Genomic DNA, 21,741 nt, shown 5'->3' on the forward strand with positions numbered 1-21,741 from the left:
CTTGTTCGCGTCCGGAGGGACGGGGTCGTCGGCCGCCCTCACCACGGTGTCTCACCATCCGGGCGTCGCGTTGGACCACCGGCGGGGGCGGGTCCATACTGGCCTCATGCTTCAGCACACGACCTACGTCTTTACCTATGGCACCCGGCCCGCCGGCTGCCATGGTCGTGCTGCTTGAGCCACTGACAAGCAACGTTCCAGGCGCCCCGGGCCGACAGGCCCGGGGCGTTCTGCATTCCGGGTCCGATCGCTTCGGGGGGCCGCACCCCACCAGGACACCAGGAGTCACGGAATGAACAGCACCGCCGTCGCCGCGAAGAAGCTCGCCGAGAAGACCCCCACCGAGAAGACCGGTGCGCACACCGACGAGGCCGCCGAACTGATCGCCGGAGCCCGGGAGCGCATCGATTCACTGGACGACCGGATCATCGGGCTCGTCCAGGAACGGATGGCCGTCTCGGCCGTCATCCAGGAGGCCCGGGTCACCTCCGGCGGCCGCCGGGTCAACCTCTCCCGTGAGATGGAGATCCTCGGCCAGTACCGGGACGCGCTCGGCAAGCCCGGCACCTCGCTCGCCATGACGCTGCTGGAGCTGTGCCGCGGCCGCGTGTGAGACCTGTGAGGCTGCCGCACCGGCCACGGGACTGTACGGGCGTATCTGCGTTCGGGCCGACTCTCACCCGTACGGCGCGTGACCGGGCGCACGGTGACTTCGTTGGTCCCGGTGTCCGTGCCAGCCAGGGGCGGCTTTCGAAGAAACCACGCGTGGCTCCGCTGGAGCGTGTGGCGTACTGCAGGTACGCCGTGGGACCGCGCTCCAGCGTGCGTGACCGGTCGGCAGGGGACAGCAGCCCGGTCACCCCAAGAACGGTCGGCTTCGGGGACGCCCGGAGCCGACCGTATCCGGGCGAAACGGCCGCACCGCATGCAACCCGCCCAGCACGCCGTCATAGGCATGTCCTCCCTCGTATCGCACCACCCTTGACCTGGGCCGACGCCACTTCGGCGCGCCCCGTACGGCTTGGTGCGGAATCCGATGCACCTCACACTTCGGCACTCCCCCGGCATCACTTCTCGGCACCGACGTCACCGGCACCGCCCTGACGTCCGCCCTGATCGACGAGGGCCCCACGGACCGGTTAACGGATCGCGGGGCCCTTGCCATGTCGTGGGTCCTTCTCGGCCGCCGGCTCCTGAAGGCGCAGGAGGCCGTCGCGCCGGCAGTGCGATGGCGACGCACCCACAGGTACCGGAGGGGCCTCAGAGACAGGCGTGACAGGCGTCACATAAGGATTTTGTGAGTATCCGGACAACCATTACCCCGGGCCACAGGTCATGCATGCAGAACAACGGCCCCACCCGTGACTCCACCACGCGAAAGGCCTGTCCCCGCATCCGTACCGCAGCCCAAGCGGTACACCGGACATTCGAGGTCTTTCATGAAGCTTCGCCGCGCGATGGCGGTGGCCGCAGCCACCGCGGTCATAGCCCCCGCTGCCATCCTGGCCGCCCCGGTCGCGTTCGCCGACGACACGGTGCCGGCGGCCGAGACGACGTCTGCAGCGCCCACCGAGTCCGCTCAGACCGAAACTCCGTCCGCCGACGTCACCACCACCGCTCCCGCCGAGAGCACCTCCTCCTCGCCCGCCGAGGAGACCGAGGAGACCGCGGGAGAGACGGGCGACCCCGCCGCGGACGCATCCTCCACTCCCTCCGGGAGCACCACCCCGTCCGGCACGCCGTCCGGCTCCGTGACCCCGTCGGGCACCCCGTCCGAGTCCGAGGACCCGGAGGGCCCGACGGAGTGCGAGAAGTCCGCCCTGGACATCTCGATCAACGGCCTGCCCGGCAAGATCGCCCGCGGCAGCGGCTGGCACAAGTTCACGATGAACGTCTACAACTCGTCGAAGACGACCGTGCGCGATCTCGACTACTTCGCGGGCGCCTCCTCCGACGAGGCCGGCAACGACCTGTTCAAGTCGAAGCAGGTCAGCCTCCAGGCTCTCGACCCCAAGACCAAGACGTGGGAGGACCTCAGCGAGGACGGCCGCGCGGTCGGTTGGGTCGGTCAGTCCGAGGAGATCCAGGCCGGCTACGAGGTCGATCTCCCGCTCCGCATCAATGTGCAGTCGACCGCCCCGGTCGGCGCCGGTTTCACCCTCGGCGCCGGTCTGTACGTCGGTGACAAGGACTGCGTGGGCGTCAGCGACGTCGCGTACAGGTTCCGGATCGTGAAGTCCGGCGGCAGCGGTTCGACGCCGCAGACCGGCGGGACCGCCCCGGTCCCGGCCGAGTCGCCGTCCTCCAACACGACGGGCAACGTCTCCGGCACGCTCGCCGAGACCGGTTCGTCCTCCGCAGTGCCGATGTTCGCCCTCGTGGGCGGCGCGGCCGTAGTGCTCGGTGCCGGTGCGATGTTCGTCGTGCGGCGCCGCAGGAACGGTGACGCCGCCGCGTAACGGGCGACATCACCGGTAGGCGTGAGGGGCTGCACTCGGAGGGGGGTGCAGCCCCTTTCCGCTGCCCTGCTTCTCTCCTACTTGCCGGCGCTCTTCCTCGGCGGGACCGCGGGCAGGCCCAGGAACGGCAGCTTCAGCGCGCCGAAGGCCTCCTTCGGCACCGCCGGCGCCTTCGGTTCGACCGCGGCCAGCCGCTCGTACGCCTCGCCCTGCGCCGGACGCGGGTCCGCCTCACCCTTGTTGGGCCAGAACGACATGGCCCGCTCCGCCTGTGCGGTGATGGTCAGCGACGGGTTGACGCCGAGGTTCGCGGAGACCGCCGAGCCGTCGACGACCGAGATGCCCGGGTGCCCGTACAGCCGGTGGTACGGGTCGATGACTCCTTCCTCGGCACCGGCACCGATCGGGCACCCACCGAGGAAGTGCGCGGTGAGCGGGGTGCCCATGAGTTCGCCGACGTTCGACCCGGCGAAGCCGTTGATCTCCTCGGCGAGCAGCGAGGCGCTGCGCGTCGCCTCCTCGATCTGGGTCGGGTTGGGTGCGCCGTGCCCCTGGCGAGCGGTGAGCAGACCCTTTCCGATACCGCCCGGCTTGCGGTACGTCGTCAGGGAGTTGTCCAGCGACTGCATGACGAGGCCGATGATGGTCCGCTCCGACCAGCGCCGGTTGGAGAGCGACCGCACGGCGAGAACCGGGTGCCTGGCCATGCTGCCGAACCAGCCCAGCACCCGGCGGCTGCCGTACGGCACCTGCAGGATCGACATCGCGCCCATGGCGTTGGAGCCCTTGCCGTAGCGGACCGGCTCGATGTGGGTGTTCTCGTCGGGGTGGATCGACGAGGTGATGGCGACGCCCTGGGTGAAGTCGGCCTTCGCGGTGCCGTGCTTCTTGCGGTAGCGGCGGTCGCTGGTCTGCGAGCCCACGAGCGCCTCGGAGTTGGTACGGGTCAGCTCACCGAGCCGCGGCGACAGCCGGGGCAGCAGCCCTTGGTCCCTCATCGTGTGGAGGAGGGTCTGGGTGCCGTACGTGCCCGCCGCGACGACCACCTCGCGGGCGCGCAGCAGCGTCGGCGTGCCCTTCCTGCGGCGGTCCGTCGGGACGGTGGTGACGTGGTAACCGCCCTCGGGGTCGTCCGTGATCGCGACCACGGAGGTCATCGGGTGGATGACCGCTCCGGCCTTCTCGGCGAGGTGGAGGTAGTTCTCGTTGAGGGTGTTCTTCGCGCCGTGACGGCAGCCCGTCATGCATTCGCCGCACTCGGTGCAGGCCTTGCGGGCGGGTCCCGCGCCGCCGAAGTACGGGTCGGCGACCGTTTCACCGGGCTTCACCCTCGCCGTACCGTCGGCGTCCTTGCCGTCGCCGAAGAAGACGCCGACCGGGGCGAGATGGAAGGTGTCGCCGACCCCCATGGCCTGCGCGGTCGCCTTCAGATGGACGTCGGACGGGGTCATCGTCGGGTTGAGCCGGACTCCGAGCATCCGCTTCGCCTGGTCGTAGTACGGGGCCAGCTCGTCCTGCCAGTCGGTGATGTCCGCCCACTGCCGGTCCTCGAAGAACGGCGCCGGGGGTACGTACAGCGTGTTGGCGTAGTTGAGCGAGCCGCCGCCGACACCCGCCCCGGCGAGCACCATCACATTGCCGAGCAGATGTACACGCTGGATGCCGAAGAGCCCCAGTGCGGGGGCCCACAGGTAGTTCTTGATGTCCCAGGAGCTCTTGGGGAGGGTGCCGGGGGTGAAGCGGCGGCCCGCCTCCAGGACCCCGACCCGATATCCCTTCTCGGTCAGCCGCAGGGCCGACACCGCGCCGCCGAAGCCCGAGCCGACGACAAGGACGTCGTAGTCGTACGCCGCGTCGTCATCGGTCTCGCCGACCGGTTCGGCCTGATTCTGGGCAGGGCTGTCCTGGGACATGGCTCTCCTCGGTACGAAAAGGGCAGAAGGTGCCGCTGTGTTACGGGGGTCAGCGCAGGCGGAACGCCTTCATCGCCTTCAGGCTGCGGCTCATGAACGCCGCGTACTTCTCGTCGTCCATCCCGAAGGACGGGGCGAGCGGGATCAGCCGCTGCTGGGCGACGGTCTGGGCCTCGGTGTACTTGAGGATGCCCTCGGAGCCGTGCCGCCGGCCGAGACCGGAGTCCTTCATGCCGCCCATCGGGGACTGCACGCTGCCGTACGCGGGTGCGTACCCCTCGTTGATGTTGACCGTGCCGGTGCGCAGCCGGGCGGCGACCTGGTGACCGCGCTTGGAGTCCTTGGTCCACACGCTGGAGTTCAGGCCGTACGGGGTGGCGTTGGCGAGGGCGACGACCTCGTCCTCGTCGGAGAAGCGGTAGATGGAGACGACCGGGCCGAAGGTCTCCTGGGTGCAGACGGCCATCGGCGCCTCGACGCCGTCGAGGATGGTCGGCTCGTAGAACAGCGGGCCGATGTCGGGGCGGGCGACACCGCCGGCGACGAGCGTGGCGCCCTTCTCGACGGCCTCCGCGACATGCTGGGTGACGGTCTCCAGCTGGCGCTCGCCGACGAGCGAACCCATGTCGGCGCCGTAGGCGAGGGAGTTGCCGAGCCGCATGGCCTTCGTGCGGGTGGCGAACCGCTCCACGAAGTCGTCGGCGACCGACTCATGGACGTACAGCCGCTCGATGGAGATGCAGAGCTGTCCGGCGGAGGAGAAGCAGGCGCGGACGGCGCCGGCGGCGGCCTTCTCCACGTCGGCGTCCTCGAGGACCAGCATGGCGTTCTTGCCGCCGAGCTCCAGCGAGACGCCGACCAGACGGGCGGCGGCCCCCTGGGCGACCTCGCGGCCGGTACGGGTGGAGCCGGTGAACGAGACGTAGTCGGCGTGCTTGACGACCTCGGGCCCGACGACCGGTCCGTCACCGAGGACGATCTGGAACACCTCGGCGGGCAGCCCGGCCTCGATCAGCAGGTCACGGGCCCAGAGCGCGGTCAGCGCGGTCTCCGTGTCGGGCTTCATCACGAGCGCGTTGCCGGAGACGAACGCGGGCAGAGCGTCGCCGACGGAGAGCTCGAACGGGTAGTTCCACGGCGCGATCTGGCCGATGACCCCGCGCGGCTGGCGCAGCTCGGTGACCTTGGTCAGCGTCGGTACGACACCGGTGTGCCGCTTCGGCTTCAGATACGAGGACGCCCTGCGCCCGTAGTGCCGGGCGGAGACGGCGACCGCCTGCACCTCCTCGTGGGCGTGCAGCCGGGCCTTGCCGGTCTCCAGCTGGATGAGGTCGAGGACCTCGGCCTGCCGCTCGAGCACGAGGTCGTGGAAGCGGAGGAGGACGGCGGCCCGGGTCCGGACGGGAGTGGCGGCCCAGGCGGGCTGGGCGGCGCGGGCCCGCTCGAAGGCGGTCGCGACGTCCTCGGGTGTGGACTCGGGCAGATCGGCCAGCTTCTCCCCGGTGAACGGGGTGTGGTTCGCGGTACGGCCGGAGCCGACGACACCACGGGTCAGCTGGGCGATCACCTCGGGTGTCACCACATCGGCGGCCGTGCGCACGCCCGCGGGGGCGGCGGCCACGGGATTGGTGCCGAGGGGGGCGGCAGATGCCTGCGAGTCCGTCGAGTCCGTCATGAGGGCGAGGGTATGTCCAGCCACCCGCTTTGGGTACCCGTCGGTAATAGGTTTTCACACTCCCCACAAACGAGCCAGTGATCACTGGCAACAAAGCCCCTGATCAGGGAGCTACTGCGGTTTGCGGTGAGTGGAATCCCTACGGCCTCAGCCGGTGCCGGCCGGTGCGCGCCAGCCGCGCAGCATCGTGTCGAACCGGTCCCGGGTGGCATCCCAGTCGTCGGCCGGACCCGTCATGTACAGCGCGTACTCCGGGCCGCCCTCCTCCGCGTAGTACATCTGGTCGATCGCGTGACGCGGACCCGGGTGGTCCTTGGACTCGGTCCAGGTGAACTCCCAGAGGGAGCCCGGCCGGTCGCGGTAGTAGTTGGAGTGGAGGGTCCTGCGCTCGTACCCGGGCAGCCGCTGGGTGAGGTCCCTCTCCAGGTTGAGCATGTGCATGTACGAGTTCTCGAAGTCGGGCTCCGGGTCGGCGCTGATCCGGATGTAGTGGTTGCCGTTGTCCGGGGTGTAGTCGACGTTCTGGCCGTCCGCCCGGCGCTTCCAGCCGTCGGGGACGACCAGGCTGAACCCCTCAGGGTCGTTCACCCGGTGCCAGCCGTCGGGCACGACCGCGGTGGACGGCGCGCTCTTCGATGCCTCGGCCGAGGGCCGCGGCGAAGTGCTGCTGCCGGGCGCCGAACCGCTGCGGGTGGAATCCGGCCCCGAGTTGTCGCCGTACTTCATCGCGGCCAGCCCGGCGCCGCCACCGACCAGTGCGGCGAGGGCGACGACCAGGATCGCCGTGCGCCAACGACCGCGGCTGCTGCGGGGCGCCGGTGTGGCCGTGAACTGCGGGACGGTGACGCGTGATTCCGCCACGGTGCCGACCGTGCCGTCCGGACCCATGGAACGCAGGGCTTCCTCGGACACCCGCTGGGTCGGGACGTACGCCTGCGCCGCCCGGGGCTCGCGGCCCTCCATCGCCTGAAGCAGCATCCGCTCCGTCTCGGCCGCCGACGGCCGGTCCGCCGGGTCCTTGCGGAGCAGTGCGGTGATCACCGGTGCGAGCGCCCCGGCCCGGGCGGGCGGCGGCGGTTCCTCGGTGACGACGGCCTGCATGGTGGAGATCGGGGACGTACGGCGGAAGGGCGAACACCCCTCGACCGCGGTGTAGAGCGTGGCGCCGAGTGACCAGAGGTCGGACGCGGGGCCAGGGTCGCCGCCCCGTACCCGTTCGGGCGCCAGATAGTCGATGGACCCGACCAGTTCACCGGTTCTGGTGATCGTCGAGTCGCCCTCTATCGCGGCGATCCCGAAGTCGGTGAGCAGCACCTGACCGTCACGGGCGAGGAGTACGTTGGCGGGCTTCACGTCCCGGTGCAGCACACCGGCGCCGTGCGCGGCGCGCAGGGCGCCGAGGACATGGAGGCCGATCCTGGCCGCCTCGCGCGGCGCGATGTCGCCACTCTCCTTGGCGGCGTCGGCGAGTGACGGCCCGTCGACGTACTGCATGACGATCCAGGGCCGGTTGTCGTACTCGACCACGTCATGGACGGTGACGACGCCGGGGTGGGTGATGCGGGCCGCCGCCCGGGCCTCCTTCTGGGTACGTGCATGCAGCACGACCCGGTCGGCCTCCGCGACGTACAGCCCGGCGGTCAACTCCTTGACGGCCACCGTGCGGTGCAGCACCTCGTCGTGGGCACGCCAGACCTTGCCCATGCCTCCGCGCCCGAGGACTTCGCCGAGCCGGTACCTTCCGGCCAGCACCAGCCCCGCGCCCGTTTCCTGTGATCGGTCCACTTGCCCCCGCCCCGTTTCCTTCGGCTGCCAGGTTACGGAGGGGAGGTACGGCACGGAACCTCGCATCGCTCACGAGACCTCACTGTGATGCTTGTCGCCCGGCCCGCTGCGTTCCGGCCGGCGGTTCAGGAAGTCACGCGGTAGGAGGCGATGGCCTGTTCGTAGATGGCCGTCACCTTGTCGCGCTCGCTGTCCGGACCGATCACCTGGAGCACGTGGTAGCGACCGTCGACAATCATCGCGAGATTGCGGACGTACACCTCGCGCCCGGTGTCGTCCTGCCAGGTGAACTGGCCCTCCGCCATGGCCTGTCGGCCGACGTCGATACGGCGCAGCCCTGTCGCCGAGGACCAGCTGGAGTCCCGGAAGGGCTGCAACTCCGGCTCCTTGTCACGCTGGTAGACCAGCGGATCGCCGCCGTGGGCCCGCACGGTGTCGCGCCCCGGCACGACCAGCAGACTGAACCCGTCGCTGCCGTACCGTATCTGCCGGTCCGCGTCGACGGAGCTGCGCTGCCAGCCCTTCAGCACGCCGACCTCGAAGCCCTCCTCGTCCTTGCGCAGGGTGTATCCGGGCGCGAGCGCGACGGCGGAGCGGCTGGTCTGCGGCTTCTGGGTGCCGGGCGACCGCGACGACCGGGGCGACTGCGACGGCGACTTCCCGTCGGACGTGCCGGGGGCGCCCGTGTCCGTGGCGGCCGGGCCCGATCCCTTCGAGTCGGATCCGGTGCCGGCCTTGGGCATGAACATCACGGCGTACGCGATGGCCGCGGCCAGGGCCAGCAGGATCAGCACGAGCAGCAGCCGCCCGAGCCGCCGCGGCGCGCGCCCGTCACCCTGTCGCGGACGGGGCGGGGTGCGCAACGCCTTGGGCTCACGCGGGGCCCTGGGCGCCCTCTCCGCCCGTGGCCGCTCATACCGGTCGGTCCGCTCCCTCGTCTGGCGGTGGCGGCCGTGCGCCGAGGCGCCGCCCAGGCGGCCACGGCGCTTACGGACCAGCTCGCCCCGGCGGCGCACGACGGGCAGCCGGGTGTCGTCGACGGACGGCAGGGGCACGACGTCGAGACCGGCCTCGGGTTCGGGCGCCGACCGTACGAGAGAGCGCAGCCAGCCGCGCAGTTCCTCGAAGTCCGGTCGCTCGGTGGGGTCCTGGCGCAGCAGCGACTCGACGACGGGGCGCAGCGGACCGCACTCCTCGGCGAAGGCGGGCGGCTCCCCGCAGACCATCTGGACGAGCTCGGCCGCGCTCTCCTCGGGGTACGGGGCATGGCCCTGGACGGCGCGGTAGAGCAGGGCGCCGAGCGCCCACAGGTCGGTGGCGGGGCCGATGGGCGGCGCCAACTGCCAGTTCTCGTGGACCGGTCCGGCCTGCTCGGGTGCCCAGCGCTCGGTGACGGCACCGACGACGGCGATCCGGGTCTGCCGGGCGCGCTCGGCGGCCAGGGTGGTGGCGGGGCCGCGGTAGGCGGAACTCCCCCGGTCACCGGCGACGATGTCGTCCCAGCGGCCGGAGGTGATCTGCCGGGGCTGCTGGTGCCGGAGTTCCGGTGCGGAGGTGGTGCCGTGGCGCCGGGCGTCGGCGCGCAGGGCGTCCTCGTTGGAGCCTCCGGCGGGAACGGGGCGCCCGAAGTCGGCGCCGTCGCCCCAGGTGCCGGTCAGATGCATCCGCCGGCCGGGTGGCCCCTGCCCACGGTGACCGCCGTTGCCGTCGTCGCCTCTGTCGCTGCCGTACGGCATGCCGTACTCGTTGTCGTCCTCTTCGGCGCCCTCGTCGTCGCCCTCGTCGTCGTACGGGTCGCCGGCGGTGGGGCCCCAGCCGCCCGTCGGCTGCACCCGGCCGGTGTCGGGCCGTCCAGGGCGCTGGACGGGAAGGATGCCGGTCTCCTCCGCTTCCGCATCCGCATCCGCCGGCCCACTCGTCCCGGCCTGTCGCCGCTCCTCGCTGACGCGTGCGGCGGCGCGGGTGCCCGCCCGGTAGGCGGCGATGGCTCCGGCGCGTGCGGCCCGCAACTCCGCGGCGCTGCCCGCGCCGTGAACGTCCGGGTCCGGCGGTCGCCGTACTGCCTCCAACTCACCGACGGGGTGGCGCGAGGCCGGCAACCCGACCGGATCGACGGACTCGACCGGACGGCCGACGGCCTCGCCCGGCCCGGCGATCCCGGACGGACCGGCGGGCGGCAGCGACGCGACGGGCGGAACGTACGGACCGGTCGGGCCCGACTCGACCCCGGGCTGCCCGTACCCCTCGTCGTCGGGCTGCGGCGTCGGCACGTACCCGCACAGCGCCTCCTCCGCCGCCCCGGCCGCCAGGCCGGTCAGCACGACGCGTCCGTCGTCGCAGATCAGCACCGTCCGGACGGTGATGTTCCGGTGGGTCCAGCCGTGCGCGTGCAGCACCCGCAGGGCCGTCAGCACATCGGAGCCGATCTCGGCGGCCCGGTACGGATTCAGCGGCCGCTCGGCGAGCAGCGCGGCCAGCGGGCGGGCCGCGACCAGTTCACTCACGATCCAGAGCGACCCGTCCTCGGCGAACACATCGAAGACCTGGTCGAGCCTCGGATGGTCGGGCACCTGGGCGGCGGCCTGCGCGGCCTCTATCGCGCGCCGGACCGCGGGGTCCGTGGACCGGCGCACCGCACGCCCGGTGGTCCGACGGGCCGTCGAGGGCAGCCCGTCGGCGTCGAGCACCTCGGCGTCCACGACCTCCGGCAACGGCAGCTGACGCACCAGGACTTCCTGGCCGCTGGCCGTGTCGAACGCCCGGGTCTCGACCAGTTCGTACTCGTCCGACGGAGGCAGCGGCAGGCGGTAGCGGTCGGCAAGCACCCGACCCGCATAGTCGTCCACGACGCCTCCCCAGAGCGCGCTGTCCCCCCGGCCACGAACCCCGTACCAACCCGTCAATTACGGTCACTTAGCGTGCAATTGACCTATGCATTCGGCTGCGTACGGTTCTCAAGCTCTCACAATACGTGGCAAGTGCCGACCGTGCGGCAGGTCGCCGCAACCCGGCGCTCAGTCCTTGGGCTTGAACGTGGCGAAGGCCGTCTCGCGCAGCGTCCGGCACTCCTTGCCGTTCCACTCGCTCGCCTTACAGCTGATCATGATCGAGTAGCCGTGCGTGTCGTCGGCCCGGAAACCGCGGTTCAGCACCCGGATCCGCTGACCTTGCTGCGTACGCTCGAACTCCCAGTCGGCGACGGTCGGGTAGCCGTTGAACTCGACCTTCTTTATCCCGATGTGCCGGTAGCCGTCGCTGCTGGCCGCGACCGCGCCCCTCGCGGCGTTCCAGGCGGCAGCGGCGTCGTTCCCGGGAGAGCTGTTGTAGTCGATCTGGACGCGCGGGAATCCGCCGTCGACGGCGTAGATCTGACCCGAGTTACTGCCCGCGATCTTGTAGCGCGTGAAGTTCTTGGGCATCGCCATCGTGAAGTGGAACTGCTTGTTGGTGACCGTCCTGTACCCGTCGGGCAGCACGTCGCCGGCCTTCGAACTCCCGGTCCCTGAGTCGTCCGACCCCTTGCCCGAGTCGTCGTCCTTGCCCTTGCCCTTGCTCTCGCCCTTGTCCTTGCCCTGATCGTTGCCCGGGTCCTGACCCTGGTCCTTGCCGCTTGCGTCGCCCTTGTCCGTGTCGGCCGAGGCGCCGCCCGCCGAGGCGGAGGTGCCCCCCTTGGCGGAGCCGCTGCTCCCGTTGTCCTTGTCATCCCCGCCGAGCGAGAGCGCAAGGATCGTGCCGAGCACGGCGAGCACGATGACGACCGCGATGATCGCCAGGGTGCGGCGGGGCACCACGTCCGTGATGGACGCCCGGACCGGCCCGTTCGACGACCCGCCCGGACGCTGCGGGGGTACGCCACCGGCGGCGGAGGCCGGCGAAGCCGTGGGACGGGCCGGAGCCGACGGAGCGCTCCGCGGCGCCGGCGGGGCGGCAGGAGTGGATGCCGAGGTGGCAACAGCCACACCCGCACCGGCGGCGGGCGCCGCCTTCGCGTTACGCACGGAGCGCAACGCGCCGCGCAGGCGATCACGCGCGACCTCGCCGGCCTCCCCGAGCTTCGACGCCCCCTTGCTCCGGGGGGCGGCGACACGGCCGGGCAGCGCCATCACCTGGGTGGAGTCGGCCGGCGGGGGCACCACAGGGGCGGGCTTGTCGGCCGCGTGGATCACATCGTTGAGCAGGGCTCGCGCGCCCGCGTCGTCGAGCCGTTGCTCCGGGTCCCTGGCGAGCAGGCCGTAGATGACCTCCTCCAGCGGACCCGCGTTCTTCGGCGGGTCGAGCGGCTCGGTCATCACCGCGGTCAGTGTCGCGATCGCCGATCCCTTGTCGTACGGCGGGCTGCCCTCGACGCTCGCGTACAGCAGTCCGCCGAGCGACCACAGGTCTGCGGGCGGTCCGGGCTTGTGCCCGCGGGCGCGTTCCGGCGAGATGTACGAGGGGGCGCCGACGAGCATGCCCGTCGAGGTGACGGACGGGTCGCCCTCGACCTGTGCGATGCCGAAGTCGGTCAGCACGACCCGGCCGTCCTCGGAGATCAGCACGTTGGACGGCTTCACATCGCGGTGCAGAATGCCCTCGCGGTGCGCCAGACGCAGCACGTCGAGGATGGCAAGGCCGACCTCGGCCGCGCGCTTCGGCGTCAGCACACCGTCCTCGCGCACCACCTCGGCCAGCGACTTGCCCTCGATCAGTTCCATCACGATCCACGGCCGGTCGTCCTCGTCGACCACGTCGTAGACCGTCACCGCGCCGTTGTTGCGGATCCTTGCGATCGCCTTCGCCTCGCGCAGCGTGCGAGTGATCAGCCGGCGCTTCTCGTCGTCGTCGATGGCCGACGGGAACCGCAGCTCCTTGACCGCCACCGTGCGGCCCAGCGTCTCGTCGACGGCACGCCAGACCGTGCCCATACCGCCCCGGCCCAGCACCTCCCCGAGCCGGTACCTACCCGCAAGGAGACGTCCATCCGTGTCCCGTTGGGGCTCCCGTGCCTGCTCCGCCTCCGACATGCGTCCCCTCTGCGATCAACCCGCCCTGGCAGAGCGTTCATTGTCCCTCACCCCGGGACCGGTCATGGTGCCGGGTCCGTGGTCCGTCATGATGTGGCCGGAGGAAGGGACTCCCTGCCATGCCGATTATCAGGTCGCTGCTCATCACCCCGTTGGTGATAACGCTGCTCGGCCTCGGAACGGCGAGCCTGCCCAGCGAACCACATCTGACTCCCGCAGCCTCCTACCTTCCCCGGCTCGTCGCCCAGGGCGGCGCTCCGACAGCGGCCCTTCTGGCCCAGCGAGCCTCCGCCGCGCCGTACGACACCTACCGCTCGACGGGCCCCGGCATCCGACGGCAGGACCGGTTCCGGGCAGGCAGCATCACCAAGACCTTTGTCGCCACGGTCGTCCTCCAACTCGCCCGGGAACACAAGCTGCGACTATCGGACACCGTGGACCGGCATCTGGCGGGACTGGTCCGCGGACACGGCAACGACGGGCGCCGCATCACCCTGCGCGCCCTGCTCACCCACACCAGCGGCCTCTACAACTACACGGCCGACACGAACGCCCACCCCGCCACCGCCACCGCCGCCGTGCGTGCGGCCATCGCGCACCGCCCCACGAACACCACCGGCGGTTTCGCCTACTCCAACACCAATTACGTCCTGCTCGGCCTCGTCATTCAGCACGTCACCGGACACAGCTACGCCACCGAGATCCGCCGCCGCATCATCAACCCCCTCCACCTCACCGGCACGTCGCTCCCCGGCGCCCGCACCGCGCTGCCCGCACCGCACGGCCGCGGCTACTCGCGCGACCCGGCCGACGGCAGCCTTCACGATGTCACCTCCCTCGACCCGCGCACCGCCGGCGCCGCGGGCGAACTCATCTCCACACTCGCCGACCTGAACCGCTTCTACGCCGCCCTGCTGGGCGGGCGCCTGCTCCCGCCCGCCCAGCTGGACACCCTGCTGAACACCGGTACGGCGGACGGCATCTACGGCATGGGCGTCTACCCGCAGAAGCTCTCCTGCGGTACCACCGTCTGGGGCCACAACGGTCATATAGCGGGCAGTTACGTCCGCACGGCCGCCACCCGCGACGGGCGGCACACCCTGACGTTCCGCATCAACACGGACAGCCTGTCCGATCCGACGCTCGAACCGGCCCTTCTCGAAGCCGAGTTCTGCCGGCCTCACCAGGGGCTGTCCGGTACGTCACGGCCCGGCCGCGGGCCGGATCAGACCGGCACGATGTCCGGTGCGCCGAGCCGCGCCGCGTCCGCCGTCTGGTCGTCCGGCTGACGCTGCGACTCCCGCTCCGCCTGCACCCGCTTCTCGTAGTGCTCGACCTCCCGCTCGATCTGGCTCTTGTTCCACCCCAGCACCGGCCCCATCAGCTCCGCGCAGAGCCTCGCGCTGAGGGTGCCCCGGTCGAAGGTCTCGATGGAGATCCGGGTCCGACGCGTCAGCACGTCGTCGAGGTGGCGAGCCCCCTCGTGCGAGGCGGCGTAGACGATCTCGGCCTTCAGGTAGTCGTCCGCCGCGGGCAGCGGCTCGCCGAGCGAAGGGTCGGCGACGATCAGTTCGAGAATCTCCTCGGTCATGGATCCGAACCGGTTCAGCAGGTGCTCCACTCGGGCGACATGGAGCCCGGTGCGGGCCGCTATCCTCGCCCGCGCGTTCCACAGGGCCCGGTACCCCTCCGCGCCCAGCAGCGGGATGTCCTCCGTGACACAGTCCGCCACCCGCTGGTCGAGGCCGTGGACCGCCTCGTCGACGGCGTCCTTCGCCATCACCCGGTACGTCGTGTATTTGCCGCCCGCGACGACCACGAGCCCCGGCAGCGGATGCGCCACCGTGTGCTCGCGCGAGAGCTTGCTGGTCGCGTCCGACTCACCGGCCAGCAGGGGGCGCAGCCCGGCATAGACGCCTTGAACGTCGTCCCTGGTCAGAGGGGTGGTCAGGACCGAATTGACATGTTCGAGCAAGTAGTCGATATCGGCGCTGGACGCCGCCGGATGAGCCTTGTCCAGGTCCCAGTCGGTGTCCGTCGTCCCGACGATCCAGTGGCGCCCCCACGGGATCACGAACAGCACGGACTTCTCGGTCCGCAGGATCAGACCGGTCGAGGAGTGGATGCGGTCCTTCGGGACGACCAGATGGATGCCCTTGGACGCCCGGACATGGAACTGTCCGCGCTCGCCTATCAGCGCCTGGGTGTCGTCCGTCCACACCCCCGTGGCGTTGACCACCTGTTTGGCCCTGACCTCGTACTCCCCGCCCGCCTCGACGTCCTCCACCCGCGCGCCGACGACCCGCTCGCCCTCCCGCAGGAAGCCGATCACCCGCGCCCGGTTCGCCACGTGCGCGCCGTAGCCGGCGGCCGTACGCACCAGTGTCGCCACGTAGCGGGCGTCGTCCATCTGGGCGTCGTAGTACTGCAACGCTCCGACCAGTGCGTCCTTCTTGAGCGCGGGCGCGACCTGCAGGGCGCGACGGCGGGAGAGATGCCGGTGCACGGGCAGCCCGCGACCGTGGCCCGACGACACCGACATCGCGTCGTACAGCGCGACACCCGAACCGGCGTAGAGCCTCTCCCAGCCCTTGTGCTGCAGCGGATAGAGGAACGGAACGGGCTTCACCAGGTGCGGGGCCAGCCGCTCCAGCAGCAGCCCACGCTCCTTCAGCGCCTCCCTCACGAGCGCGAAGTCGAGCATCTCCAGATAGCGCAGCCCGCCATGGATCAGCTTGCTCGACCTGCTCGACGTGCCGGATGCCCAGTCCCGCGCCTCGACCAGCCCGGTCGAGAGTCCTCTCGTGGCCGCATCCAGCGCCGTCCCGGCGCCGACCACGCCCGCTCCCACGACCAGCACGTCCAGTTCGCGCTCGGCCAGCGCGGCGAGCGCCTCGGCACGCTCCGCGGGTCCCAGTGTCGCTGTCCTCACTGCTGCCTCCCGGTAGATCGGGGTGGTCCGGCACAGGGATGCGGTCCGACCGCGGGGTCGGGTGCCCGTGCCCACCACTCGATTCTGTCCGCGGTCCGCGACTTCAGCCACCGCCTGTGGACAACACCCGGTCGACGAGAGCCACACAATGCGACATATAGGTCATATTTACGCCTAGTGTGACATTGCACTGCCCTCAGCGGTTGCGCTTTCTGCCTTCATGGTCTTAGGGAAGGACGGCCACCCACATGCCCGCAGACCTCGCCATCATCGGACTCGGTCACCTCGGCCTGCCCCTCGCCCAAGCCGCGGTAGCCGCCGGTATCCAAACCGTCGGTTACGACACCGACCCCCGCCCGTTCGCCGAGCTCTCCGCCGGCCGCACCCCCGTCGAAGGCTCCCTCTCCGCTTCGGAGATCCGCCGGATGCTCTCGGGGGGCTTCCGGCCCACCACCGACCCGGCCGAGCTCGGCCGGGTCCGCACCGCCGTGATCTGCGCGCCAACCCCCCTCGGCGCCGACCGCACCCTCGACCTCGCCGCCGTCGGCGACGCGGCCCGCGCCCTCGCCGCCCGGCTGCGCCCGCACACCACCGTCCTGCTCGAATCGGCCGTGCCCCCCGGCACCACCGAGAACTTCGTGCGCCCTCTCCTCGAAGAGGGATCGGGGCTGCGCGCAGGCCGCGACTTCCACCTCGCGTGCTCCCCCAGCCGCCTCGACCCCGGCAACCGCACCCACGTCTACAGCAACACCCCCAAGGTCATCGGTGGCCTGACCCCGGCCTGCACCGAATCGGCCGCCACCTTCTACGGCCGGCTCACCGACAAGGTCGTACGGGCCCGCGGGCCGCGCGAGGCCGAGATGACGAAGGTCCTGGAGACCAACTTCCGGCACGTCAACATCGCGCTGGTCAACGAGATGGCGGTGCTCTGCCACGACCTCGGCGTCGACCTCTGGGACGTCATCCGGTGCGCCGAGACCAAGCCGTTCGGCTTCCAGCCGTTCCGTCCGGGCCCCGGCGTCGGCGGTCACTGCCCTCCGGTCGACCCGGGCTTCCTCCCGTACAGCAGCCGCACCCCCGGCCACCCGCTGCGGATGGTCTCGCTCGCCCAGGAGATCAACGACCGGATGCCGAGCTACGTGATCCAGCGCTGCGCCACCCTGCTGAACGAACACGGCAAGTCCGTCCGCGGCGCCCGGGTCCTGCTTCTCGGCGTCACCTACAAGCCGGACCTGGCCGACCAGGAGGCCTCCCCCGCCCGGGAGATCGCCAACCGGCTGATGGACATGGGTGCGCAGATCGGCTACCACGACCCGCACGTCCTGGACTGGCGCGTCCGTGAACTGCCGGTGCCGCGCGCGGACTCGCTGTACGAAGCGGCGTCGAGCGCGGACCTGACGGTGCTGCTCCAGCACCACCGTACGTACGACCTCCAGGGTCTCGCCGTGAAGGCCCAACTCCTCCTGGACACCCGGGGAGCCACCCCGGCAGGAGCGGCGCACCGACTGTGAGGGCGGCGGTCCCCCCAGGGATTTCGGTGGGCGGTGTCGGAGACGGCTGCTAGCCTGCGGCGTCACTTCTCGCACAGTCGTGCGCTTCCGTCCCAGGGGGGATCCAGCACCATGAGTCAGCCCGTGCCACCGCCGAACCAGCCCCAGCAGCCGTACGACGCCCAGCCCGGCGGCGGCAATCCGTTCGCCGCCCAGCAGCCGGGCCAGCCCGGCGTCCCGACCGGCAACCCGTTCGCCGGTCAGCAGCCCGGCCAGCCCGGCCAGTTCGGCGGCGTGCCGTTCACCCCGGCGGCTCCCGCCCGCAACAACGTGGCCCTCGGCCTGCTCGCAGCGGTCGTCGCCGCCCTCGTCGCCGCCGGCGTCTACGGCGGGATCATCGGCGCCACCAAGCACGAGATCGGCTACGCGGCCGTGGGCGTCGGCTTCCTCGTCGGCCTCGCCGCGGGCAAGGTCGGCGGCCGCAACCCCGTGCTGCCGGTCCTCAGCGCGGTGCTCGCGCTGGTCGGCGTCTACGGAGGCCAACTGCTCGGTGAGGCGATCATCGTCAGCAAGCAGGAACCGCTCACGGTCTCCCAGATCTTCTTCGACCACTTCAGCGAGCTGAACGACCTGTGGAAGGCCGACTCCGACCTGCTGACGTTCCTGTTCTTCGCGATCGCCGCCGCCGCCGCGTTCTCCAGCGCCAAGAAGGCCACCGGCTGATCGCTTTCGACGCCGCGCATACGGGAGGGCCCGGACCGCTCATGCGGTCCGGGCCCTCCCGTATGTCCGAGAGAAATCAGCGGCGGTGCTGCGAGTCCGCCACCGTCACCTCGACGCGCTGGAACTCCTTGAGGTCGCTGTACCCCGTCGTCGCCATCGCCCGGCGCAGTGCACCGAAGATGTTCATCGAGCCGTCAGGAGTGTGCGAGGGGCCGGTGAGGACCTCCTCCGTCGTGCCGACGGAGCCCAGGTCCACCAGCTTGCCGCGCGGCACGTCCTCGTGGACCGCCTCCATGCCCCAGTGACGGCCGCGACCGGGCGCGTCCGTCGCACGGGCCAGCGGGGAGCCCATCATCACGGCGTCGGCACCGCAGGCGATGGCCTTCGGCAGGTCGCCGGACCAGCCGACGCCACCGTCCGCGATCACGTGCACATACCGGCCACCGGACTCGTCCATGTAGTCGCGGCGGGCCCCGGCCACATCGGCGACCGCGGTCGCCATCGGGACCTGGATGCCGAAGACGTTGCGCGTGGTGTGCGCGGCGCCGCCGCCGAAGCCGACGAGGACACCGGCCGCGCCGGTACGCATCAGGTGCAGGGCCGCGGTGTACGTGGCACAGCCGCCGACGATCACCGGGACGTCCAGCTCGTAGATGAACTGCTTGAGGTTGAGCGGCTCGGCCGCGCCCGAGACGTGCTCGGCGGAGACCGTCGTACCGCGGATGACGAAGATGTCGACGCCGGCGTCGACGACGGCCTTGGAGAACTGCGCGGTGCGCTGCGGCGAGAGCGCGGCGGCGGTGACGACGCCGGAGTCGCGCACCTCCTTGATGCGCTGCCCGATCAGCTCCTCCTGGATCGGCGCGGCGTAGATCTCCTGGAGGCGGCGGGTCGCCGACTCCACGGGCATCTCGGCGATCTCGTCGAGGAGCGGCTGCGGGTCGGCATGCCGGGTCCACAGGCCTTCGAGGTTGAGGACACCGAGACCACCCAGCTCACCGATCCGGATCGCGGTCTGCGGGGAGACCACCGAGTCCATCGGAGCGGCCAGGAACGGCAGCTCGAACCGGTAGGCGTCGATCTGCCAGGCGATCGAGACCTCCTTCGGGTCGCGGGTGCGACGGCTCGGCACGACGGCGATGTCGTCGAAGGCGTACGCCCGGCGGCCGCGCTTGCCGCGCCCGATCTCGATCTCAGTCACGATGGTGTGGCCTTTCAGTTCCCTAGGCGTACTGTCTGCGTTTTCCAGTATCCCCGACACACAGGTGAGGGGCGGTCCCAGTACGCCCGGACCGCCCCTCACCTGTTCTGTTGCGTTACTTCCTGCTGTAGTTCGGCGCTTCGACCGTCATCTGGATGTCGTGCGGGTGGCTCTCCTTGAGCCCCGCCGAGGTGATCCGGACGAAACGGCCGTTGGCCTGGAGCTCCGGGACGGTGCGGCCGCCGACGTAGAACATCGACTGGCGCAGACCGCCGGTGAGCTGGTGGACGACCGCGGAGAGCGGGCCTCGGTACGGGACCTGGCCCTCGATGCCCTCGGGGACCAGCTTCTCGTCGGAGGCGACGCCCTCCTGGAAGTAGCGGTCCTTGGAGAACGACTTGCGGTCGCCACGCGTCTGCATCGCGGCGAGCGAACCCATGCCGCGGTACGACTTGAACTGCTTGCCGTTGATGAAGAGCAGCTCGCCCGGGGACTCCTCGCAGCCCGCCAGCAGCGAGCCGAGCATCACGGTGTCCGCGCCGGCCACCAGGGCCTTGGCGATGTCTCCGGAGTACTGCAGGCCGCCGTCGCCGATGACCGGGACACCGGCCGCCTTGGCGGCGAGCGACGCCTCGTAGATCGCGGTGACCTGCGGAACGCCGATGCCGGCGACCACGCGGGTGGTGCAGATGGAGCCGGGGCCGACGCCCACCTTGATGCCGTCGACGCCCGCGTCGATCAGCGCCTGGGCGCCGTCACGGGTGGCGATGTTGCCGCCGATGACGTCGACACCCGCCGCGTTCGACTTGATCTTGGCGACCATGTCGGAGACGAGACGGGAGTGGCCGTGCGCGGTGTCGACGACGATGAAGTCGACGCCCGCCTCGACGAGTGCCTGGGCCCGCTCGAAGGCGTCGCCCGCGACGCCGACGGCGGCTCCGACCAGCAGCCGGCCTTCCTTGTCCTTCGCGGCGTTCGGGTACTTCTCCGCCTTGACGAAGTCCTTGACGGTGATGAGGCCCTTGAGGACCCCGGCGTCGTCGACCAGCGGAAGCTTCTCGATCTTGTGGCGGCGCAGCAGCTCCATGGCGTCCACGCCGGAGATGCCGACCTTGCCGGTGACGAGTGGCATGGGCGTCATGACCTCGCGCACCTGGCGCGAACGGTCCGCCTCGAAGGCCATGTCACGGTTGGTGACGATGCCGAGGAGCTTGCCCGCCCCGTCGGTCACCGGCACGCCACTGATGCGGAACTTGGCGCACAGCTCGTCGGCGTCGCGCAGAGTCGCGTCCGGGTGCACCGTGATCGGGTCGGTGACCATGCCGGACTCGGAACGCTTCACCAGGTCGACCTGGTTGGCCTGGTCCGCGATGGAGAGATTGCGGTGCAGCACACCGGCGCCACCCTGGCGGGCCATGGCGATCGCCATGCGGGCCTCGGTGACCTTGTCCATCGCGGCGGACAGCAGCGGGATGTTCACCCGCACGTTCTTCGAGATGTACGAGGAAGTGTCGATCTGATCGGGCGCCATGTCGGACGCGCCGGGCAGCAGCAGCACGTCGTCGTATGTCAGCCCGAGCGTCGCGAATTTCTCGGGCACTCCGTCGACGTTTGCAGTCATGACACCTTCCCCAAATGGCCTTGATCGGTGCGGATGTCCATGCTAACGGCCTCCGGGGGTGTCTCATTCCACGAGCAAGATCACCTAGAGGTTCTGTAGCTTCGTACGGAACTCCGTTCCGGGGTGAAGCCGGTGCCGCTCACTGCTCGGCGAGGGCCCGCAATCTGCTCAGCGCGCGGTGCTGGGCGACCCGGACGGCACCCGGCGACATGCCGAGCATCTGCCCGGTCTCCTCGGCGGTCAGACCGACCGCGACCCGCAGAACGAGCAGCTCACGCTGGTTCTCCGGGAGGTTGGCGAGGAGCTTCTTGGCCCAGGCGGCATCGCTGCTGAGCAGCGCGCGCTCCTCCGGCCCGAGCGAATCGTCCGGCCGCTCCGGCATCTCGTCGGAGGGCACCGCGGTCGATCCCGGGTGCCGCATGGCGGCGCGCTGGAGATCGGCGACCTTGTGGCCGGCGATGGCGAAGACAAAGGCTTCGAAGGGTCTGCCGGTGTCCTTGTAGCGCGGCAACGCCATCAGCACCGCGACACAGACCTCCTGCGCCAGGTCCTCCACGAAGTGGCGGGCATCACCGGGCAGCCGGTTCAGCCGGGACCTGCAGTAGCGCAGCGCGAGGGGATGGACATGGGCCAGCAGATCATGGGTGGCCTGCGCGTCGCCGTCGACGGCACGGTGCACCAGAGCACCGATCACCGTGGTCTCGTCGTCGCGCATCGGACCATGGTGCCTCGGTGCCGCTTCATCCGTGGCACCGCGTCCGTAGTTGTGCACCGAAGCGTTATGAGCGGGTGCGCCGGAAGTCATGTCCTGCGCCCTCCCCTTCCGCTCGACCGAATCGTTCCCGAGGAACTCCACATCTCAAGGATGCGGCATCGGCCGGGAAGCGTCACATACCGCGGGGGTCCGGCTCCCGGTCCGCGGTCCGGCATCCCCGTCCC

The 21,741-nt window shown here is 70.6% G+C and carries 14 protein-coding genes; 5 read left to right on the forward strand and 9 right to left on the reverse strand.

Annotation, left to right across the window (positions count from 1 at the left end; genetic code table 11):
* The first annotated feature begins 292 nt into the window (after nucleotides 1-292).
* Complete coding sequence (locus OG963_RS19650; RefSeq protein ID WP_093773213.1) at nucleotides 293-613, forward strand: chorismate mutase; 321 nt, start codon at nucleotides 293-295, stop codon at nucleotides 611-613.
* Nucleotides 614-1,439: 826 nt separating this feature from the next.
* On the forward strand, nucleotides 1,440-2,459 hold the full coding sequence (locus OG963_RS19655) for an LAETG motif-containing sortase-dependent surface protein (RefSeq protein WP_371799288.1): 1,020 nt from the start codon (nucleotides 1,440-1,442) through the stop codon (nucleotides 2,457-2,459).
* Between the two features lie 77 nt (nucleotides 2,460-2,536).
* On the opposite strand, the gene OG963_RS19660 is transcribed toward OG963_RS19655, so the two are convergent.
* From OG963_RS19660 to OG963_RS19680, 5 genes are all read right to left on the reverse strand, one after another.
* Nucleotides 2,537-4,372 carry a GMC oxidoreductase gene (locus OG963_RS19660; RefSeq protein WP_093773217.1) on the reverse strand — a complete coding sequence of 612 codons (1,836 nt, stop codon included), beginning with the start codon at nucleotides 4,370-4,372 and terminating at the stop codon, nucleotides 2,537-2,539.
* Nucleotides 4,373-4,421: 49 nt separating this feature from the next.
* Nucleotides 4,422-6,047, reverse strand: coding sequence for a succinic semialdehyde dehydrogenase (locus OG963_RS19665; RefSeq protein ID WP_093773219.1), 1,626 nt, complete (start codon nucleotides 6,045-6,047; stop codon nucleotides 4,422-4,424).
* Nucleotides 6,048-6,194: 147 nt separating this feature from the next.
* Nucleotides 6,195-7,799 carry a protein kinase gene (locus tag OG963_RS19670; RefSeq protein ID WP_371800310.1) on the reverse strand — a complete coding sequence of 535 codons (1,605 nt, stop codon included), beginning with the start codon at nucleotides 7,797-7,799 and terminating at the stop codon, nucleotides 6,195-6,197.
* 158 nt (nucleotides 7,800-7,957) lie between these two features.
* Nucleotides 7,958-10,678: a protein kinase gene (locus OG963_RS19675; RefSeq protein ID WP_371799289.1), complete on the reverse strand. Its 2,721-nt coding sequence runs from the start codon at nucleotides 10,676-10,678 to the stop codon at nucleotides 7,958-7,960.
* Between the two features lie 168 nt (nucleotides 10,679-10,846).
* Nucleotides 10,847-12,835, reverse strand: coding sequence for a serine/threonine-protein kinase (locus OG963_RS19680; protein ID WP_371799290.1), 1,989 nt, complete (start codon nucleotides 12,833-12,835; stop codon nucleotides 10,847-10,849).
* Nucleotides 12,836-12,954: 119 nt separating this feature from the next.
* Between OG963_RS19680 and OG963_RS19685 the strand changes: the two genes are divergently transcribed.
* On the forward strand, nucleotides 12,955-14,124 hold the full coding sequence (locus tag OG963_RS19685) for a serine hydrolase (protein WP_093773225.1): 1,170 nt from the start codon (nucleotides 12,955-12,957) through the stop codon (nucleotides 14,122-14,124).
* On the opposite strand, the gene OG963_RS19690 is transcribed toward OG963_RS19685, so the two are convergent.
* Complete coding sequence (locus OG963_RS19690; RefSeq protein ID WP_030914330.1) at nucleotides 14,061-15,767, reverse strand: glycerol-3-phosphate dehydrogenase/oxidase; 1,707 nt, start codon at nucleotides 15,765-15,767, stop codon at nucleotides 14,061-14,063. The two genes, OG963_RS19685 and OG963_RS19690, sit on opposite strands and share 64 nt — an antisense overlap.
* 248 nt (nucleotides 15,768-16,015) lie before the next feature.
* Here OG963_RS19690 and OG963_RS19695 point away from each other — a divergent pair, with 248 nt between their 5' ends.
* A complete protein-coding gene (locus tag OG963_RS19695) occupies nucleotides 16,016-17,278 on the forward strand; it encodes a nucleotide sugar dehydrogenase (RefSeq protein WP_030914328.1) in 1,263 nt (420 codons plus the stop codon).
* Between the two features lie 111 nt (nucleotides 17,279-17,389).
* A complete protein-coding gene (locus OG963_RS19700) occupies nucleotides 17,390-17,980 on the forward strand; it encodes a hypothetical protein (protein WP_093773227.1) in 591 nt (196 codons plus the stop codon).
* 76 nt (nucleotides 17,981-18,056) lie between these two features.
* Here OG963_RS19700 and OG963_RS19705 read toward each other — a convergent pair whose 3' ends face one another.
* The 3 genes from OG963_RS19705 to OG963_RS19715 all read right to left on the reverse strand — a co-directional run bounded on the left by OG963_RS19705 (nucleotide 18,057) and on the right by OG963_RS19715 (nucleotide 21,517).
* On the reverse strand, nucleotides 18,057-19,181 hold the full coding sequence (locus tag OG963_RS19705) for a GuaB3 family IMP dehydrogenase-related protein (RefSeq protein ID WP_030914322.1): 1,125 nt from the start codon (nucleotides 19,179-19,181) through the stop codon (nucleotides 18,057-18,059).
* A gap of 115 nt (nucleotides 19,182-19,296) precedes the next feature.
* A complete protein-coding gene (guaB, locus tag OG963_RS19710) occupies nucleotides 19,297-20,802 on the reverse strand; it encodes an IMP dehydrogenase (protein WP_030914320.1) in 1,506 nt (501 codons plus the stop codon).
* Nucleotides 20,803-20,941: 139 nt separating this feature from the next.
* Nucleotides 20,942-21,517, reverse strand: a complete 576-nt coding sequence (locus OG963_RS19715) for a sigma-70 family RNA polymerase sigma factor (protein WP_030084428.1) — start codon at nucleotides 21,515-21,517, stop codon at nucleotides 20,942-20,944.
* Nucleotides 21,518-21,741: the final 224 nt, after the last annotated feature.

The organism is Streptomyces sp. NBC_01707 (assembly GCF_041438805.1).
Classification (GTDB): Bacteria; Actinomycetota; Actinomycetes; order Streptomycetales; family Streptomycetaceae; genus Streptomyces.

Bases quoted from the DNA above. Each gene is read 5' to 3' on its own strand.
- OG963_RS19650 (WP_093773213.1), top strand. From the start codon at position 293: ATGAACAGCACCGCCGTCGCCGCGAAGAAGCTCGCCGAGAAGACCCCC.
- OG963_RS19655 (WP_371799288.1), top strand. From the start codon at position 1,440: ATGAAGCTTCGCCGCGCGATGGCGGTGGCCGCAGCCACCGCGGTCATA.
- OG963_RS19660 (WP_093773217.1), bottom strand. From the start codon at position 4,372: ATGTCCCAGGACAGCCCTGCCCAGAATCAGGCCGAACCGGTCGGCGAG.
- OG963_RS19665 (WP_093773219.1), bottom strand. From the start codon at position 6,047: ATGACGGACTCGACGGACTCGCAGGCATCTGCCGCCCCCCTCGGCACC.
- OG963_RS19680 (WP_371799290.1), bottom strand. From the start codon at position 12,835: ATGTCGGAGGCGGAGCAGGCACGGGAGCCCCAACGGGACACGGATGGA.
- OG963_RS19685 (WP_093773225.1), top strand. From the start codon at position 12,955: ATGCCGATTATCAGGTCGCTGCTCATCACCCCGTTGGTGATAACGCTG.
- OG963_RS19695 (WP_030914328.1), top strand. From the start codon at position 16,016: ATGCCCGCAGACCTCGCCATCATCGGACTCGGTCACCTCGGCCTGCCC.
- OG963_RS19700 (WP_093773227.1), top strand. From the start codon at position 17,390: ATGAGTCAGCCCGTGCCACCGCCGAACCAGCCCCAGCAGCCGTACGAC.
- guaB (WP_030914320.1), bottom strand. From the start codon at position 20,802: ATGACTGCAAACGTCGACGGAGTGCCCGAGAAATTCGCGACGCTCGGG.
- OG963_RS19715 (WP_030084428.1), bottom strand. From the start codon at position 21,517: ATGCGCGACGACGAGACCACGGTGATCGGTGCTCTGGTGCACCGTGCC.